Source organism: Bosea vestrisii, from assembly GCF_030144325.1.
In the GTDB taxonomy this organism is placed as follows: domain Bacteria; phylum Pseudomonadota; class Alphaproteobacteria; order Rhizobiales; family Beijerinckiaceae; genus Allobosea; species Allobosea vestrisii_A.
Window position 1 is genome coordinate 5,657,141 of the sequence record NZ_CP126307.1, and the last position, 15,373, is coordinate 5,672,513.

The 15,373-nt window shown below is 64.9% G+C and carries 14 protein-coding genes and 1 riboswitch; of the genes, 9 read left to right on the top strand and 5 right to left on the bottom strand.

Annotated features, from left to right (window positions below):
- The first annotated feature begins 296 nt into the window (after positions 1-296).
- Positions 297-1,292, top strand: coding sequence for a L,D-transpeptidase family protein (locus QO058_RS27960; protein WP_284169479.1), 996 nt, complete (start codon positions 297-299; stop codon positions 1,290-1,292).
- Between the two features lie 534 nt (positions 1,293-1,826).
- On the opposite strand, the gene QO058_RS27970 is transcribed toward QO058_RS27960, so the two are convergent.
- From QO058_RS27970 to QO058_RS27980, 3 genes are all read right to left on the bottom strand, one after another.
- Entirely contained in the window at positions 1,827-2,075 is a 249-nt protein-coding gene (locus QO058_RS27970; RefSeq protein WP_284169480.1) for a hypothetical protein, read from the bottom strand.
- Positions 2,076-2,142: 67 nt separating this feature from the next.
- Positions 2,143-3,003: an alpha/beta fold hydrolase gene (locus tag QO058_RS27975; protein WP_284169481.1), complete on the bottom strand. Its 861-nt coding sequence runs from the start codon at positions 3,001-3,003 to the stop codon at positions 2,143-2,145.
- A gap of 114 nt (positions 3,004-3,117) precedes the next feature.
- Entirely contained in the window at positions 3,118-4,047 is a 930-nt protein-coding gene (locus QO058_RS27980; protein ID WP_432211992.1) for a hypothetical protein, read from the bottom strand.
- A 77-nt stretch (positions 4,048-4,124) separates the two neighbouring features.
- Between QO058_RS27980 and xth the strand changes: the two genes are divergently transcribed.
- A complete protein-coding gene (xth, locus tag QO058_RS27985; RefSeq protein ID WP_284169483.1) occupies positions 4,125-4,907 on the top strand; it encodes an exodeoxyribonuclease III in 783 nt (260 codons plus the stop codon).
- Between the two features lie 110 nt (positions 4,908-5,017).
- Here the strand turns inward: xth and QO058_RS27990 are convergent, their stop codons facing one another.
- Complete coding sequence (locus tag QO058_RS27990; RefSeq protein ID WP_284169484.1) at positions 5,018-7,078, bottom strand: ATP-dependent helicase; 2,061 nt, start codon at positions 7,076-7,078, stop codon at positions 5,018-5,020.
- Between the two features lie 237 nt (positions 7,079-7,315).
- Positions 7,316-8,116, bottom strand: coding sequence for a non-homologous end joining protein Ku (gene ku, locus QO058_RS27995; RefSeq protein WP_284169485.1), 801 nt, complete (start codon positions 8,114-8,116; stop codon positions 7,316-7,318).
- A 124-nt stretch (positions 8,117-8,240) separates the two neighbouring features.
- Here ku (QO058_RS27995) and ku (QO058_RS28000) point away from each other — a divergent pair, with 124 nt between their 5' ends.
- The 7 genes from ku (QO058_RS28000) to QO058_RS28030 all read left to right on the top strand — a co-directional run bounded on the left by ku (QO058_RS28000) (position 8,241) and on the right by QO058_RS28030 (position 15,369).
- Positions 8,241-9,062, top strand: a complete 822-nt coding sequence (gene ku / locus QO058_RS28000; protein WP_284169486.1) for a non-homologous end joining protein Ku — start codon at positions 8,241-8,243, stop codon at positions 9,060-9,062.
- Positions 9,063-9,183: 121 nt separating this feature from the next.
- The gene (locus QO058_RS28005; RefSeq protein WP_284169487.1) at positions 9,184-9,483 is read left to right on the top strand and encodes a hypothetical protein; all 300 of its coding nucleotides are present in this window, start codon (positions 9,184-9,186) and stop codon (positions 9,481-9,483) included.
- 67 nt (positions 9,484-9,550) lie between these two features.
- A complete protein-coding gene (locus tag QO058_RS28010) occupies positions 9,551-10,351 on the top strand; it encodes an endonuclease/exonuclease/phosphatase family protein (RefSeq protein ID WP_284169488.1) in 801 nt (266 codons plus the stop codon).
- The gene (locus QO058_RS28015; protein WP_284169489.1) at positions 10,329-11,294 is read left to right on the top strand and encodes a lysylphosphatidylglycerol synthase domain-containing protein; all 966 of its coding nucleotides are present in this window, start codon (positions 10,329-10,331) and stop codon (positions 11,292-11,294) included. The genes QO058_RS28010 and QO058_RS28015 overlap by 23 nt, the downstream gene beginning before the upstream one ends.
- A gap of 212 nt (positions 11,295-11,506) precedes the next feature.
- Positions 11,507-11,836 carry a (2Fe-2S) ferredoxin domain-containing protein gene (locus QO058_RS28020; RefSeq protein ID WP_284169490.1) on the top strand — a complete coding sequence of 110 codons (330 nt, stop codon included), beginning with the start codon at positions 11,507-11,509 and terminating at the stop codon, positions 11,834-11,836.
- Between the two features lie 74 nt (positions 11,837-11,910).
- A riboswitch (cobalamin riboswitch) is annotated at positions 11,911-12,223 on the top strand.
- Positions 12,224-12,457: 234 nt separating this feature from the next.
- Positions 12,458-13,216: a hypothetical protein gene (locus QO058_RS28025; RefSeq protein WP_284169491.1), complete on the top strand. Its 759-nt coding sequence runs from the start codon at positions 12,458-12,460 to the stop codon at positions 13,214-13,216.
- Complete coding sequence (locus tag QO058_RS28030) at positions 13,213-15,369, top strand: TonB-dependent receptor (RefSeq protein WP_284169492.1); 2,157 nt, start codon at positions 13,213-13,215, stop codon at positions 15,367-15,369. Before QO058_RS28025 ends, QO058_RS28030 begins: the two co-directional genes overlap by 4 nt.
- Positions 15,370-15,373: the final 4 nt, after the last annotated feature.

Here is a 15,373-nt window from a genome sequence, read left to right on the forward strand (position 1 = left end):
GCTGCCGGTAGACGGGAACGAGAGGAGGCGCAGGCGGTTCCTCATTGAAACAATTTGTAACACGAGCGGTATCGACGATCATCGTAACGGTGCTCCTCCCCGCTGGATCTTTTTGCGTGCCCGGCGGACGGCACCCGTCGGTTCGCTGCCAAGCAGGATGCAGGCTGCGGGCGTCACTCGCGGCGCGGCCACACGATCGGGGTCGATAGGCCGCCATCGCTCCGCCTCTCCTGAACGGGAACAAGCGGCGCAGTCCGCGGTATTAGGGATATCGCAGCGTAACTCACTGGTGGCCGATGAAATTCAGTCCGCTGTTCGCGCTCCTTCTGGCGCAGTTCGCGGCGTTCTCCCTGATCGGCGGAGGAGAGCCGGCCTCGGCGCTCACCGCGGATGAGGTGAACAAGGCGGCGATGGGGCGCGATCTCCGCAAGAAGACCACCAGGCCGGACCCCTCCATCCTCAAGGCCCAGGTCCTTCTCAGCCGGCGCGGGATTTCGCCCGGCCTGATCGATGGCCTCGATGGGGAAAACTACCGCAAGGCGATCGCCCAGTTCCGCCGGCAGGAGATGCTGGGAGAGGCCGACGCAATGGACGCAAGAACCTGGCAGGCGCTGGGATCCGATGCAGCGGGCGATATCGTGGTCGAGTACGAGATTTCCGCCAAGGACAGCGCCCACCACTTCGCGAAGCGGATTCCGCGCGATTACGCTAGGCAGGCCGCCATGAAGCGACTGGCCTATACGAGCGCACGCGAGATGCTCGCCGAGCGCTTTCACATGAGCGAGCAGCTGCTCGTCGCCCTCAATCGTCGCACGAGCCTTCGCAAGGCGGGCGGAACGATCTCGGTTATCGCCGCGACGCGCGTCGACCCGCCGGGCAGCGCCCAACGCGTCGAGGCCGTCAAGGGCACGGGCATGGTTGTCGTCTATGGTGAGGGGGATCGTATCCTCGCGAGCTATCCCGCCACGATCGGCTCAGGCGAGACGCCATCGCCGGAGGGTGAATTCCGGATCGAACGGGTCGTCAAAAACCCGACCTACCACTACGATCCCGACAAGAATTTCCAGCAGGGCAACAATACCAGGAAGCTCGTCCTGCCAGCAGGCCCCAACAACCCGGTCGGCACGGTCTGGATCGCGCTCTCGAAACCGACCTTCGGCATCCATGGCACGCCCGACCCCTCGCGGGTGGGCAAGAACTCCTCGCATGGCTGCGTCCGGCTGACGAACTGGGACGCCGAGCATCTCGCCGCCATGGTGAAGCCGGGCGTGCCCGTGCGCTTCGTGGACTAGAGCGGTGAAAAGGGCCCCAGCGACCGGGCCGATCAACCGCGAACCATACGCCAGATCACGTTGCCCACATCGTCGGCAACCAGAAGCCCACCACGAGAATCCGGAAGCACGCCAACAGGCCGCCCGCGCGCTTCGCCGGCTCCATTGAGAAGGCCGCCCATAAGCGTTTCCGTCCGCCCTGTCGGCTTGCCGCCTTCGAACCGGACGAAGATGACGCGATAGCCGGCGGGCGGGTGACGAAGGCAAGGCCGAGAGAGGCGGTATGCGAGCCGAGCCATAGTCCGGCTTGATCGCGTAAGTGTGGCGGTGGTGTGCGCCGCAGGTCTCCTGGTGCGCTGAGCGATCTGGGCAAGCTGTCCCTGCAGATGACCCGCCATCTCGTGCTGATGAACGTCGCTGCGCCGCTCGTGGCCTTACTGGTGGTCGCGCGGACGCCCGCATTCGGTGCCCGGGCCTTGTGGCCGCTGCGTCCCAGCTTCTCCTGCTCCGGGCCTGGCACCTGCCGAGCGTGCAGCAAGCCGCAGCCGCACCTGGTCACGAATTCGGTTTGTCCGCTTCCAGCAGCACTGCTGCGCGAAGCAGTCCGCCCGGGACGATCATGTCCTGTTTCAGCAGCCAGGCGACGGATGGAACGCTTCGCCCAGACAGCCGAGCGAGCGCTTCGACCATCGCATCATCGCTTAATCGAAGCAGGAGCCGTTCCCGTAAAGCCTTGCCGCTGGGAGGAGCGCGGTGGCTGATGGGAAGGGCGACGCTTACGAGTTCTGCAGGGTGACGGCTCATCGCATCCTCCTAAAGCGCTGAGACAACGCGGCAGGAGGCGATGGGTTCTCCACCCACAGTTCACGTTTTACCAGCCGACAAAAAACTGTCGAAGCGCCTGGGCGACTTCTTCGGGCGCCTCCTCCGCCATATGGTGGCCGCTCGCGATCGCGTGGCCTCGCCGATCCGGCGCCCAGGGGCGCCAGACATCCAGGACATCGCCATAGAGGTCAGGCAGATCATCGCGTTCCGACCAAAGGCATAGCAGCGGGCATCGCAAGCTGCGCCCTTGTTCGCGGTCAGCCTCATCGTGGAAACGGTCGATCGCCGGGCCGGCGCGGTAGTCCTCGATCATGCCATGGACTACGTCCGGAGTTTGGATCGCCGTGAGGAAGTCGGCGTAATTTTCAGGCCCCATCATCGTCGGGTCGGCGTCATACCACTTCAACGGATCGGCCAGGATTGCCCGCTCAGGCTTGTCCGGCTGGCAAAAGAAGAACCAGTGCCACCAGCGCCTCGCGAACTTTTCGGTGCAGCGCTCAAGTGCTTCCAGGATCGGGACCCCGTCCATGACAGCCAGCCGTTCAACCGAGGCGGGATGATCCATCGCCAGCCGAAAAGCGGTGTATGAGCCGCGGTCGTGGCCCGCGAGGTAAAAGCGCTCGAATCCCAGCCGCGCCATCAACTCCAGGCAGTCGAGAGCCTTGGCGCGCTTCGATGATCCAGAGTGGTCGGGCAGGTCTGGCGGCTGCGAGGATTGGCCGAACCCTCGCAGGTCCGGACAGACGACATGGAATTCCGTTGCCAACAAAGGCGCGACGCGGTGCCAGGTCGCATGCGTCCTTGGGTGGCCGTGGAGCAGCAGCAAAGGCGGCCCCTCGCCACCATGGCGCACGCGCAGGGTGGCGTCGCTGAGCCGGACGAAGTCGAGAGTGAAACCTTCAAACATTGTCGGACGCCCGCCTCAGGTCGATGACCGTCGTCAACATCTGATGGCGAGCTTCGTTCCGACGCGATGCCGCGAGTTCTCTGCTCTTCCGTTCGGCGCCGAGGTCAGGACGGTTTAGCCGCGTGCGCTTTTGCGGGTCGCAGCCGCCCGCTCGATCGAGCGGGCTTTGCGGCGGGCTGGGCGCAACTCCTCCAGTGTGGGTTGCCACCAACCCCGCTGCCGCTCGTCGCTGGTCGCGGGACGGCGCGCCGGCCAGCTACGAACCAGCTCTTCGAGCGTAGGAGACCGCCAGCTGACCCAGAGATAAGTCTCCTCTGCGGCGAGGTGTGGATAGAGCCCAACGAACTGCGCCCTGTCGACGAGTTCGCCGTGGCTGCCAGTCACGACGATCGGCCCGATCGCCGTCATCACCGGCCATTCCGGCGGCACGTCGCCCATGGAAATCGGATAGCGCCGCCGCCGACGCTCGCGTGCCTGCTCGAGTGTTCTCGCCTGCTCCTCGGATAGGGGCTGGCTGCGGCGCCCGGCACGTTCGGTCGGCTCGGCCCGAGCCGCAGCTGCTTCGATCCGAGGCCAGCGGGCGCGCAGCGCATCGTAGGAGCGGAACGGGACAATCCAGGCGCGCCGTTCTCGATCCCAGCGAGCGAAAGGAACTGCACGGAGCTCGTCGATCACTGACTGCGAGTATGGCGTTCTCACCACCAGCCCGTCGGCAACCGAAAGATAAGGACTGTCGATTGGCTCGAAACTGAAGGCGTCGCGGCCGCGCTCATCCTCGAAATTCTTCAACGCCGCCAGTTCCCGTTCCAGCCAACGCGCGACGCGCTTCTGCGCCGTCTTGCCCGGCACGGACCATGCCGTCTGGTCCTCGCGCCAGCGGGCCCGCGGAAATTCCGCCTTGAAACGTTCGACCGTTGCGGCATCGAAGGGAAACGACACGAGCGCACCCGGACCGGCCTCCGTAGCGCTGACTGCGATCTCGCCAGAGCCCTCCGCGGACCGGGCTGGCCCCGCTTGTGGCGCAGATATCCGTTTCCCCGTCATGTCCTGTGGAACTCGCGGTAGCCCCTTGCGGTTTCGGCGCCATGAATGCTCGTCGAGCTCGGCGCCGCCAGGAGCGATTGGCCATCGCAACTTACAACATCAATAACGTCCGGAGACGCCTCGCAAACCTGCTCGCCTGGCTCGATCACGCCGGACCGGACATCGTCTGCCTGCAGGAACTCAAATGCACGGATCGAGAATTCCCCGAAGCGGAGATTCGCGGCGCTGGCTATGGCGTTGTCTGGCAGGGGCAGAAGACCTGGAACGGCGTCGCCATCCTCGCGAAAGGCTCGGATCCAGTGTTGATCCGCAGCGAGTTGCCCGGCGATGTCGATGACAAGCAGGCACGCTACATCGAAGCCGCGGTTCGCGGCGTGGTGATTGGCTGCCTCTATCTGCCGAACGGCAATCCGCAGCCAGGCCCCCGATTCGACTACAAACTGGCCTGGTTTGAGCGGCTGATCCGTCATGCAGCCTCGCTCAAAAGCGCCGGAGTGCCTGTCGTGCTTGCCGGCGATTACAACGTTGCTCCAACCGAAGCCGACATCTACCCGACCAGCTCCTGGGACGACGATGCGCTGATCCAGCCGGAGAGCCGGGCCGCCTTTGCGCGGCTGCTGGATCAAGGCTGGACGGACGCCATCCGTGCTATCCATCCCGACGAGCGCGTCTATACGTTCTGGGATTACAAGCGATACCGCTGGCCAAGGAACGCCGGTTTGCGCCTTGACCATATCCTGTTGAGCGCGGACCTCGCGGACGGCCTCGTCGATGCGGGTGTCGACCGCGACGAGCGCGGCCGGGAGGCTGCAAGCGATCATGCTCCGGCCTGGGCCATACTGCGCAAGGTGTCGAGCTGAAGCGGGGCCAGCGTTAGTTCGCAGAACCCCTTACTTCTTCAAGCGCCTGGAACCGACAAAAACTCTCGTCAGTTCTCCCGACACTCCGCCAAGGGTGTAATCACGCTGCCCTATCGCCACATCCCGCGCATCTTCGCCCGCACATCGACCCTGGGTCCGCTGGAAGGGGCTCGCTGATCCGAAGGGGCTGCCAGCGGCCATGCGCGACGCCCGAAATGCTGCAGCAGGTTGGTCGGGATGAAGCGGGTGCGGGCGGCGTAGACATGACGGTCGCCGGTCGATGACTGGCCATGGGTGAAGAAGCGCTGCGGCACCATCAGGTGCAGGTCGTCCCTGGCCCTGGTCATGGCGACATAGAGCAGCCGTCGCTCTTCCTCGATCTCGTCCTTCGCACCAGCGCCGAGATCGATCGGGATGCAACCGTCGACGACGTTCATGACGAAGACCGATTTCCACTCCTGGCCCTTGGCGGAATGGATCGTCGACAGGATCAGATAGTCCTCGTCGAGATGCGGCACGCCGGCCTGGTCGCTGGTGGCGTCCGGCGGATCGAGCGTCAGCTCGGTCAGGAAGCGCTCGCGTGAGGGATAGCCGCCGGCGATCTGCTCGAGCTGGACGAGATCGGCCTGCCGCATCGTCGCGTCCTCGTGGATGCGCTCCAGATGCGGCGCGTACCAGAGCCGTGCCCGCTCGATCTCCGAGGGCCAGCCGGAGCGGCCGGACCGCAATTCCTCGATCGTCTCGATGAATTGAAGCCAGTCCGAACCCGCCCTGGCGGGCGCAGGCGCGGCCCGGAGGGCACCGGCTGTATCCGGCGCCTGCGCCAGATGCTCGATGACGCGTTGCGCCGAGGTCGGGCCGACGCCGGGCAGGAGCTGCATGACCCGGAACGCGGAGACCCGGTCGCGCGGGTTCTCGACGAAGCGCAGCAGCGCCAGCAGATCCTTGACATGCGCGGCGTCGAGGAATTTCAGCCCGCCGAACTTGATGAAGGGGATATTTCGGCGGGTCAGTTCGATCTCGAGCGGCCCGCTGTGATGCGAGGCGCGGAAGAGCACCGCTTGCTGTTTCAGCGTCGCGCCGGCCTCGCGGTTCTCCAGCACTTTCTCCGCAATGAAGCGGGCCTGGTCGGCCTCGTCCCGGACGTTGACCAGTTCCGGCGCCGTTCCCGCCGCGCGATCGGTCCAGAGGTTCTTGGTGAAGCGCTCGCTGGCGAGGTCGATCACCGCATTGGCGGCGGAAAGGATCGCCTGGGTCGAGCGATAGTTCTGGTCCAGCGTGATGATTTCGGCCGGCGGCGAGAAGGCGAGTGGAAAGTCGAGAATGTTGCGGACGGTCGCAGCGCGGAAGGAATAGATCGATTGCGCATCGTCGCCGACGACGGTCAGTCCCCGGCCATCCGGCTTGAGGGCGAGCAGCACAGAGGATTGCAGCCGGTTGGTGTCCTGATACTCGTCGACCATGACGTGATCGAAGCGCGCTCCGACGTCGGCTGCCAGATCGGGATCCATCATCGCCTGCGCCCAGTAGAGCAGCAAATCATCGTAATCGAGCACGTTCTGCTGCTGCTTGGCCTCAACATAGGCTGCGAAGAGCTGCTTCAGCTCGGCCGCCCAGGCGATGCACCAGGGATAGGACAGCTTCAGCACATTCTCGATCGGCTGCTCGGCGTTCACGCAGCGCGAATAGATCGCAAGGCAGGTGCCCTTGGTCGGAAAACGGGCTTCGGTCTTCGAGAAGCCGAGCTCATGCCGGACGAGGTTCATCAGATCGGCGGCATCCTCGCGATCATGGATCGTGAAGGAGGGGTCGAGGCCGATCTGCTCGGCGAGGTCCCGCAGCAACCGCGCGCCGACGCCGTGGAAGGTGCCGGCCCAATTCAGTGCATCCACCGCGACGCCGGCGCCATCGCCCATCACCTTCCGGGCGATGCGCTCGACGCGGCGCATCATCTCCGAGGCAGCGCGGCGCGAGAAAGTCATCAGCAGGATCCGCCGCGGATCTGCACCGCCGACCAGGAGATGAGCGACGCGGTGCGCCAATGTGTTGGTCTTGCCCGATCCGGCACCTGCGATGATCAGCAGCGGCGGCGCGGGCAGGGCGCCGTCGCCGAAGGATACGGCGCGGCGCTGCGCCGCGTTGAGGCTGTCGAGATAGACGTGCGCGTTCATGATTGATTCGATCTGCTACCACCTGAGCGCAGCACGGGGCGGCGTTCCCACGCAATGTCGGAAGATGGCGTCAGTGTTGGCTCGCTCGACAAGCGCGTTCTTATTGTGTTCTCATAAACGAGGTCGAGCGAAATGTCAGCCTGGCCGGCGAGCGCGAGTTGAAGGACGTTCGGCGGCACGTTCGGATCGAGGACGACTCACAAGGGACAGGCGAGCCTCCCCGGATTCGGTGGGCCATCAGCGCAGCGACTTGTCCGCCTGCAGGCTCTTTTTCAGCGCGTCGAACAGATTCACGACATTGCCGGGCCGCTCCTTGGCGTCCTTGCTCGCCGAGATTCGCACGCCCTTGCGACGTTTCTTCGAAGCGATGAGCTTGAGCAGGTGTTCCTGCACCGGATCCTTCACCATCTCCGGCGACCAATCCTTCGTCTTCGCCTTGATGAACTTCTGCGCCAGGTCGAGCAGCCCGGGCTCCGGCTTGTCCTTGTCGATCTCGGTGAAATAGGCCTTCTCGTCGCGAACCTCGTCGCCATAGCGCAGCGTCCACAACACGATGCCCTTGTCGCGGGGCTCCAGCATGACCGCGCGCTCGCGTCGATAAAGCACGACGCGCGAGATCCCCACCATCTTCGTCGCCGTCATCGCATCGCGGATGACGGAGAACGCCTCCTCCCCGACCTCATCGTCCGGCACCAGGTAATGCGGGCTGTCGAGATAGATCCAGGGGATGGTATCGCGCGGGACGAAAGCGTCGATGTCGATCGTGCGGACGGTGTCGAGCTTGACCGCCTCGAGCTCCTCGTCCTCGATCACGACGAGCCGGCCGGCTTCCGCCTCGTAGCCTTTCGCCTGGTCATCCGGATCAACCGGCTTGCCGCTCTCGGCGTCGATATAGCGGCTGACGACACGGTTTCCGGTTTCCCGGTTCAGTGTGTGGAAGCGGACTTTCTCGCCCTCGGTGGTCGCCGGGCTCATCGCGACCGGGCAGGTCACCAGCGAGAGCTTGAGGTAGCCCTTCCAATAGGTTCTGGCGGGCATGACGACGCAACTCCGGCAACAAAACTGCCGATTCAATGCGGCTTGGGCGATTCAGTTCCCAAGGCCCGGAACTTGCCGCCCGGCGCCGCATTGAATCGCCGATGTTGCGTTGGGAGTAAGTGTCATGGTTGCGGCGCGTGCGAACTGGAAGGGCTATCTGAAGTTCGGGGAGATCAGCTGCCCGGTCGCCCTCTATACCGGGGCCAGCACCTCGGAGCGGATCTCCTTCCACACGATCAACCGCGATACCGGCAACCGCGTGCGCCGTGAGTTCATCGACCCCGAGACAGAAGAGCCCGTCGAGCGCGATGACCAGGTCAAGGGCTTCGAGATCGGCGAGAACCGCTATGTCGAGATAGAACCCGACGAGATCGTGAAGGCGGTTCCGGAGAGCAACAAGACCCTGGCCGTCTCTGCGTTCGTGCCCTGCGGCGAGATCGACACGGTCTTCTTTGACAAGCCGTATTATCTCGTTCCCTCCGGCAAGATCGCGGACGACGCCTTCGCGGTGATCCGCGACGCCCTGCGCGCAAGCAAGGTCGGCGCGCTCGCGCATGCCGTGCTGTTCCGGCGCTATCGCGCGTTGATGATCCGTGCCCATGGGCGCGGGCTCGTCGCCCACACCCTCAACTTCGACTACGAAGTCCGTTCCGCGACCGAGGCGTTCGAGGGCATCTCCAAGCTGAAGATCCAGAAGGAGATGCTCGAACTCGCCAAGCACATCATCGAGACCAAGAAAGGCGAATTCGATCCATCGACGTTCGACGACCGCTACGAGGCGGCCGTCGCCGAGCTGGTCAAAGCAAAGCTCGCCGGCAAGCCGGTGAAGCTCGCGAAGAAGGCGAAGGCGCCCAAGGTCGTCGACCTGATGGAGGCGCTTCGCGCGAGTGTCGGGCGGAACGCTCCCGAGGTGCAGAAGCGCAAGCCAGCGAAGAGGGCGGCATAGGGCGGGGTGAGCCATTGGGGTGGTTCCGCTCGCGCTTGACAGCTTTAATTCGAACGTGTGTCATTTTGCTGAGACGGGCATCCAGCGCCACCGCCCGTCGCACGCGAGATGGGGGCGCGTCATGAAGCCTACAGTCGAGCACTATACGATCGCGTTGCCTTGGTACGAACCGGAGGACTTCGCCGAGCTCTGGGGCCTGGCACACGACAAGGACGAGATGCCGCCGGAGTACGAGATCTGGCATCAGACGGCGGTCGCGGTCATGAATGTGTGGCTGAGCAGAGGTAAGGCACTGCAGCTTGTGACCATTCGCCCAAAGCCGTTCCTTGAATGGCTCGAAGCGCGTGAACTGCCCAACACGGCCGAAACCCGCCGCCGCTATGTCGAGCTGCTTGCAAGCCGCGCAGGCGACGCAGCCTGAAGCTGATTTGCGCAGATCGTCGAGGCGGCGCCGATGAACTTCGGCCCTGCTCCGGCATTTATTGCAGATGACCTCATCTGCGCAGCCTCCCGCCGCGGTTTCGATCACCCTTGCGACCTACAATGTCCGCCGCTGTCTCGGGACGGATCGCTGCCTGTCGCCGGAGCGTATTGCTGATGTGATCGCTGAGTCGAACGCCGACATCGTCGCTCTGCAGGAGATCGATGTCGGCAGGTTGCGCAGCGGGGGTGTCGATCAGGCAGGCGTCATTGCCGACAGGCTCGGCTTCTCGAGCCATTTCCACCCGGCGCTGCGGATCGAAGAGGAGCAATACGGCGACGCGATTTTGACGCGAGGCCGGTCTCGCCTGGTCAAGTTCGGCTTCCTGCCCAGCCCACGCAATCTCTGGCCTTCGGAGCCACGCGGCGCCATCTGGGTCGAGGCGGTCATCGACGGCGCCCGCCTGCAGGTGATCAATACCCATTTCGGGCTCGGCCGTCGGGAACGACGGGACCAGGCGGCGGCCTTGCTAGGCACCGGATGGATCGGCCAATGTCCCGCGCCCTTTGTCGTGGCAGGAGACCTGAACTCGTTGCCGGGCGGCCGGGTCTATCGCAGCTTCGCGGCACGCATGCGCGATGCCCATATCGCCGGGGCACAGGGTAGGGCTGCGCCGACCTTCCCGTCCCGTCGGCCGCTGCTGCGCATCGACCACATCTTCGCTTCGGGCGATATCGACGTTGCAAGCGCCGCTGTCGTGCGCTCGCCGCTTGCCAGCCTTGCGTCGGACCACCTGCCGCTCGTCGTTCGCCTGCACGTCCCCGTCGAGGAGGGCAAGGGCAGCCTTGCTGCTGTCGATGGAGCGTGAAGCCGCCTTTGGCGAGGACCAGCCCTCTCGTCGACGATGGCCGGCTATTCTCCGGGCCACCCTGGCGCTGGCAGCCATCACGCTTGCGGCCTACCTGCTGTACCGGACCTTGCGCGGTCATAGCTATGAGCAGCTCAGTGGCTTGCTGCGCTCGGCAAATCCGATCCGGGTCGCGGCGGCGCTGGGCTTTGCCCTGTGCAGTTATGCTTGCCTGACCTTGTTTGACTTTCTCGCATTGCGATACGCCGGCAAGCCGCTCCTTTATCGGCAGGCGGCGCTGGCCTCGTTCACCAGCCTGTCGCTTGGCCACAATATCGGCCTGGCGGCGCTGAGCAGCGGCGCGATCCGCTATCATTTCTATGCGCGATGCGGCCTCACCGCCGGAGATGTCGCCAAGGTGATCCTGTTCTGCGGCGCGACCGTCGGCATTGGCCTCGGCTCGCTCGCAGCGCTGGCGCTCCTGCTGCGGCCGGAACTCGCTATGAAGCTGACTGGCTTGCCAGGCAGTGCCGTATTCGGATTGGCGGCCGGTCTGGTCCTTGCGCTGGCGGCGTATTTTACCCTCTGCATCTGCGTTCGCGGCCAGTGGCGGATCGGCTCCTGGGACGTCGAATTGCCGCGCCCGCGGCTGGCCGCCGCGCAGTTCGTCGTCGGGCCCTTGAACTTTGCCCTGGTCGCCGCATGCCTGCATCAGGCGTTGGCCAGCCTTGGGGAGGTCTCCTATCCCGATGTCGCCGCAAGCTATGTGCTGGCCAACATCGCGTCGCTTATCGCCCACGTTCCTGGCGGACTAGGTGTCATCGAAGCCGTGGTGGTGCTGGTACTGCCTGGCGTCGGCGTGATCGCCGGCCTCATCATCTTCCGCGCGGTCTATTTCCTCGTGCCCTTGCTGCCCGGCGCAGCGTTGCTGGCGTTCTCGTTACTGGCTGGACGCAAGAGCTAGCGGAACGGCCAGGGCAAGCGGAAAGCGAGGGCAGTCTCGATCTCATCGATCCGGCAATCCAGGTTCTGCGAGAAGCCTGTGTTCCGGCCTGTCCCAGCGGCGGCCCGTGATGTCCATTTTGCCGACGAACGCAATCGGCGGAATTCGCTGAGTCAGGCACGCGCGCCAGCTTCGAGTAGTCATCGGCAAAGTCGGCGCCCAAAGGCTCACTGGTGCCGGCCCAGAAGCGACGCGTCCTCGTCTGCATGGGCAGGCCCTGCAATGTCGCCGGCGCAGAGGTGATCTGGGGGCATTTCCGCAACGAGCAGGATCGCCCGTCGCTGCGCACCTCCGGCGAGGGCTGCATGAGTGCCAAGACGAGCTGCCTCGGCCAGTGCAATCTGGCGCCGGTCGTGCAGATCTGGCCGGAGGGCACGTATTATGGTGGCGTCGACGAGCGTGCGGTCGACCGGATCATCGCGGGTCACCTCCTCGGCGGCCGGTGGAGGATCTCGCCTATGAGCCGACCGGCAAGAAGCAGTTCTTGCACGCGGGAGTTCTGAAGGCGATCATCGCCGCCATCCACAGCCTGCGTGGCGCAACCCGGATCGCAGGTTGACGCCACAATCTCGCCATATAGGTTGACCGGCGTCGAGGTCTTCGGAGCGATCCGAAGCTAAGAGGGAATCCGGTGCCGCGCTAGAGCCCGTCCGATCAGCTTGCATGGCAAGCCGATCGGTAAAACGGTCTCTAAACTCAAAGTGAGAGACGGATTCACCGATCAGGTTGATTCAACCTGATCGGATCCGGCTCTCGCGCGCAATCCGGAGCTGCCCCCGCAACTGTAAGCGGTGAGTTTTCGACCACGATGTCACTGGCGTTCGCGCTGGGAAGACGGTCGAAGACGCTGATCCGCGAGCCAGGAGACCTGCCCCGACGGCGTATTGATGTCGCGCGGGCGGGGTGTCCGGCGGGTCGCTGGCACGTCTTGGCCGCTTCTGCTGCCGTACCTGTCGCGCTCCCGAGTAGCCCTGCTCCGCACAGCGAGGGGCGGACGACGGTGAGAATGCACGTAACTTCGCGCCGCATGAGCTGCGTGGAAAAACCGGCCGCGCCGTCGGACAAGAGGCCTAAGTCAGGCAGGTCATCTTGTAATGATATAACATATCATTCATAGGCGCGGCATGACGGATCTTTCGCCTCCCGCCGCGCTGCCGCGCGCCAGCTCGCTCGACCCGCTGGCACTCTACGCCAGCGCTATCGACACATCGGATTATGCGGCGCGCGTGGCGCCGCTCATTCGCAACCTGGCGGCGGACATCGGCGATCTCGTCGATGTCGGGGCAGGGGGCGGGCAGCTCGGCGCAGCCCTGCTCGGCAGAGGCCGGCGCTGGACTACGATCGAACCCGCACCGGTGATGCAGGCGCGGCTAGCTGCGCGAACCGAGCGGCCGAAGATCATTCCATTCGGCTGGGACGACGAGCGCGTTTCCTGCGAGCCCGCCGACACCGTGCTGGCCGCGACGATGCCGGGCTATTTCCACGATCCGCTCGCCTTCCTCGCGCGTTGCCGGCAATGGGCGCGCCGCCAGATCATCTGGGCCGTGCCGGCGCAGAACGCCCCACGCGGCCTTATTCTCGCCGCCTGCCTGCCGCGCGAATGGCATGGCGAGGATGAGACGCCCGGTATCGACCTCGTCCTGCCGAAGCTCCAAGGCAATGAGCCCGACCGCATGGGTGCGATCGACTGGACCTTCTCGCTGGTGCTCCGCGACCTGCCGGAATTCGCCGCTTTCCAGGCCGACCGGCTCGGCTGGACGCCGGACGATCCGCGCCGCCCTCAACTCCTAGACCACCTCATGAAGCAAGCCGTGCCGGCCGAGGCCGGCTGGCGCCTCTCCTGCCATCGCCGCTCGGCCATCCTCGTCTGGACCCTGTCATGATCGCTCGCCGTTTCTTGCTTGCCGCCACGGCGCTTCCCGCTCTGCTTCTGGCGGCGCCCGCCCTCGCGCAGACCGAGATCAAGCTCGACGAGCTCGTCGTCACCGTCACCGGCCGGCCCGAACCGCGCAGCCAGATTCCGGGCACCGTGCAGGTGATCGATCGTGACAAGATCGAGCACTCCTCGGCCAAGTCGATCACCGATCTCCTGGCCGAGAATGCCGTCGGCTTCTTTAGCGAATGGACGCCTGGTCAGACCTCGATCAACATCCGCGGCGGCTCCACCGACGGCCAGGGCAAGGATTTCCGCAGTCAGGTGCTGGTGCTGATGAATGGCCGCCGCGCCGGCACGGCCAATCTCTCGAAACTCTCGGCAGCCGATGTCGAGCGCATCGAGATCGTCCGCGGACCGTCCTCGGTGATCTATGGCAGCCAGAACATCGGCGGCGTCATCAACATCATCCTGAAGACCGGCCGGACCGCGCCGGGCACGATGATCGAGGCGGCCGGCGGGTCCTGGGGCCTGCTGCAGGGCAAGGCCCAGACCGGCGGCGTCTATGACAGCATCGACTGGTATGCTGGCGTTTCCGGCGGCAAGCGCGACGATTACCATTCCGGCCGCGGCGGCACGACCATGGCCAATACCGGCTGGCAGCGCTTCGGGCTGACCGGCGCGCTCGGCCTCCAGATCAATCCGGATCACCGCATCGAGACGAGCTTACGCACCGACGGCATCTACGATGTCGGCTTCCGCGGCTCCGGTGCCAATACGATCAGCCAGGAGGATCGGTACAACAACTCCTTCGACGTCACCTATAAGGGCCAGCTCCCGGGCGGCCGGTATCGCTGGATGCTGCAGGGCTACGCCGTGCAGGACGTCGACAATTTCCGCTGGGCCTCGCCGGTCATCCGTGGTGGCACCGGACTGCCGGCGCTGGGTACCGCGGCCGATTACAACCGCCGCGAACTCAACGTCTTCGGCACCCGCTTCCAGCCGAGCGCGACGCTGTGGCAGGGCAATGACCTGCTCGCCGGCTGGGATTGGGAAACCAGCAAGCTGCGCTCGATCCGCGACCGCATCGGTGTGCCCGGCAATCCGCTGGCGCCGGTCTCGCCTCAGGACAACAACCAGTCCGAGACCGTCAACGCCTTCTATGTCGAGGATTCGCAGAAGCTGCTGGACGACCGGTTGACCCTGCGCGGCGGCATCCGCCGGACCTTCGGCACCACGAGCTTCGAATATACCCCGAACCTGCCTGGTCAGCGGCCGCGTGACGTCGACTACCAGGCGACGACCTATTCGACCGGCGCGACCTTCAAGGCGACCGACCAGCTCACCTTCCGTGTCGGCTACGCCACCGGTTTCCGCGCTCCGACAGCAACAGAGCTTGCCGCCGACTTCAACACGCTGGGCGGCGGACGCATCTTCGGCAACCCGTCGCTGAAGCCCGAAACGAGCCGGCAGGTCGAGGCGGGCGCCACCTATGCCGGAGACGGCTGGCGCGTCGACGCGGCGCTGTTCCAGAACGTCATCTCGGATCGCATCATCACCCGGCTGCGGCCCGGCGTCGCCAACACCTCGGACTACGCCAACAACAGCGGCGACATCATCGTGCGCGGTCTGGAATTGCAGCTCGATGGCGACCTGCTGCGCCTTGCGCGCTTCGAGGATACGCGCTGGCGCTGGTCGGTTTTCGCCAATGGCGCCTATAATTTCGACATGAAGGACAAGGGCGCGCCCGTCACCGCTAACAGCAACAATGCCGAGCGCATGTACAAATACCAGGCGGCGATCGGCACGCGCTTCGGCCAGAGCGGCGGGCAGTACGACTGGTCGATCCAGGTCCAGGGCATCCTGCGCGGGCCGATGTGGTACAACACCGAAGAGAACCTCATTGCCTCGGCCGAGCCCTTCCGCGAGTTCATCCACCGCAAGAGCCCATTCTGGGTCTGGAACGTGCGCGGCGAGGTCGAGATCACCAAGGGCGTGAAGCTGTTCGCGCTGGTCAACAACCTGTTCAACGTCAACGAGCACCCGATCTTCATCGGCCTCGACAAGAAGCCCTACAAGCTCGATTCCCGCTTCGCCAATGGCGGCACCGGCACCTCGATGTCGGGGCTCGAGGTCCAGGCGGGCCTGCAGGCGCGGTTCTGAGCTG

Bases quoted from the DNA above. Each gene is read 5' to 3' on its own strand.
- QO058_RS28030 (WP_284169492.1), top strand. From the start codon at position 13,213: ATGATCGCTCGCCGTTTCTTGCTTGCCGCCACGGCGCTTCCCGCTCTG.
- ku (WP_284169486.1), top strand. From the start codon at position 8,241: ATGGTTGCGGCGCGTGCGAACTGGAAGGGCTATCTGAAGTTCGGGGAG.
- QO058_RS28005 (WP_284169487.1), top strand. From the start codon at position 9,184: ATGAAGCCTACAGTCGAGCACTATACGATCGCGTTGCCTTGGTACGAA.
- QO058_RS27990 (WP_284169484.1), bottom strand. From the start codon at position 7,078: ATGAACGCGCACGTCTATCTCGACAGCCTCAACGCGGCGCAGCGCCGC.
- QO058_RS27960 (WP_284169479.1), top strand. From the start codon at position 297: ATGAAATTCAGTCCGCTGTTCGCGCTCCTTCTGGCGCAGTTCGCGGCG.
- QO058_RS27975 (WP_284169481.1), bottom strand. From the start codon at position 3,003: ATGTTTGAAGGTTTCACTCTCGACTTCGTCCGGCTCAGCGACGCCACC.
- QO058_RS27970 (WP_284169480.1), bottom strand. From the start codon at position 2,075: ATGAGCCGTCACCCTGCAGAACTCGTAAGCGTCGCCCTTCCCATCAGC.
- ku (WP_284169485.1), bottom strand. From the start codon at position 8,116: ATGCCCGCCAGAACCTATTGGAAGGGCTACCTCAAGCTCTCGCTGGTG.
- QO058_RS28010 (WP_284169488.1), top strand. From the start codon at position 9,551: ATGACCTCATCTGCGCAGCCTCCCGCCGCGGTTTCGATCACCCTTGCG.
- QO058_RS28025 (WP_284169491.1), top strand. From the start codon at position 12,458: ATGACGGATCTTTCGCCTCCCGCCGCGCTGCCGCGCGCCAGCTCGCTC.
- QO058_RS27980 (WP_432211992.1), bottom strand. From the start codon at position 4,047: ATGACGGGGAAACGGATATCTGCGCCACAAGCGGGGCCAGCCCGGTCC.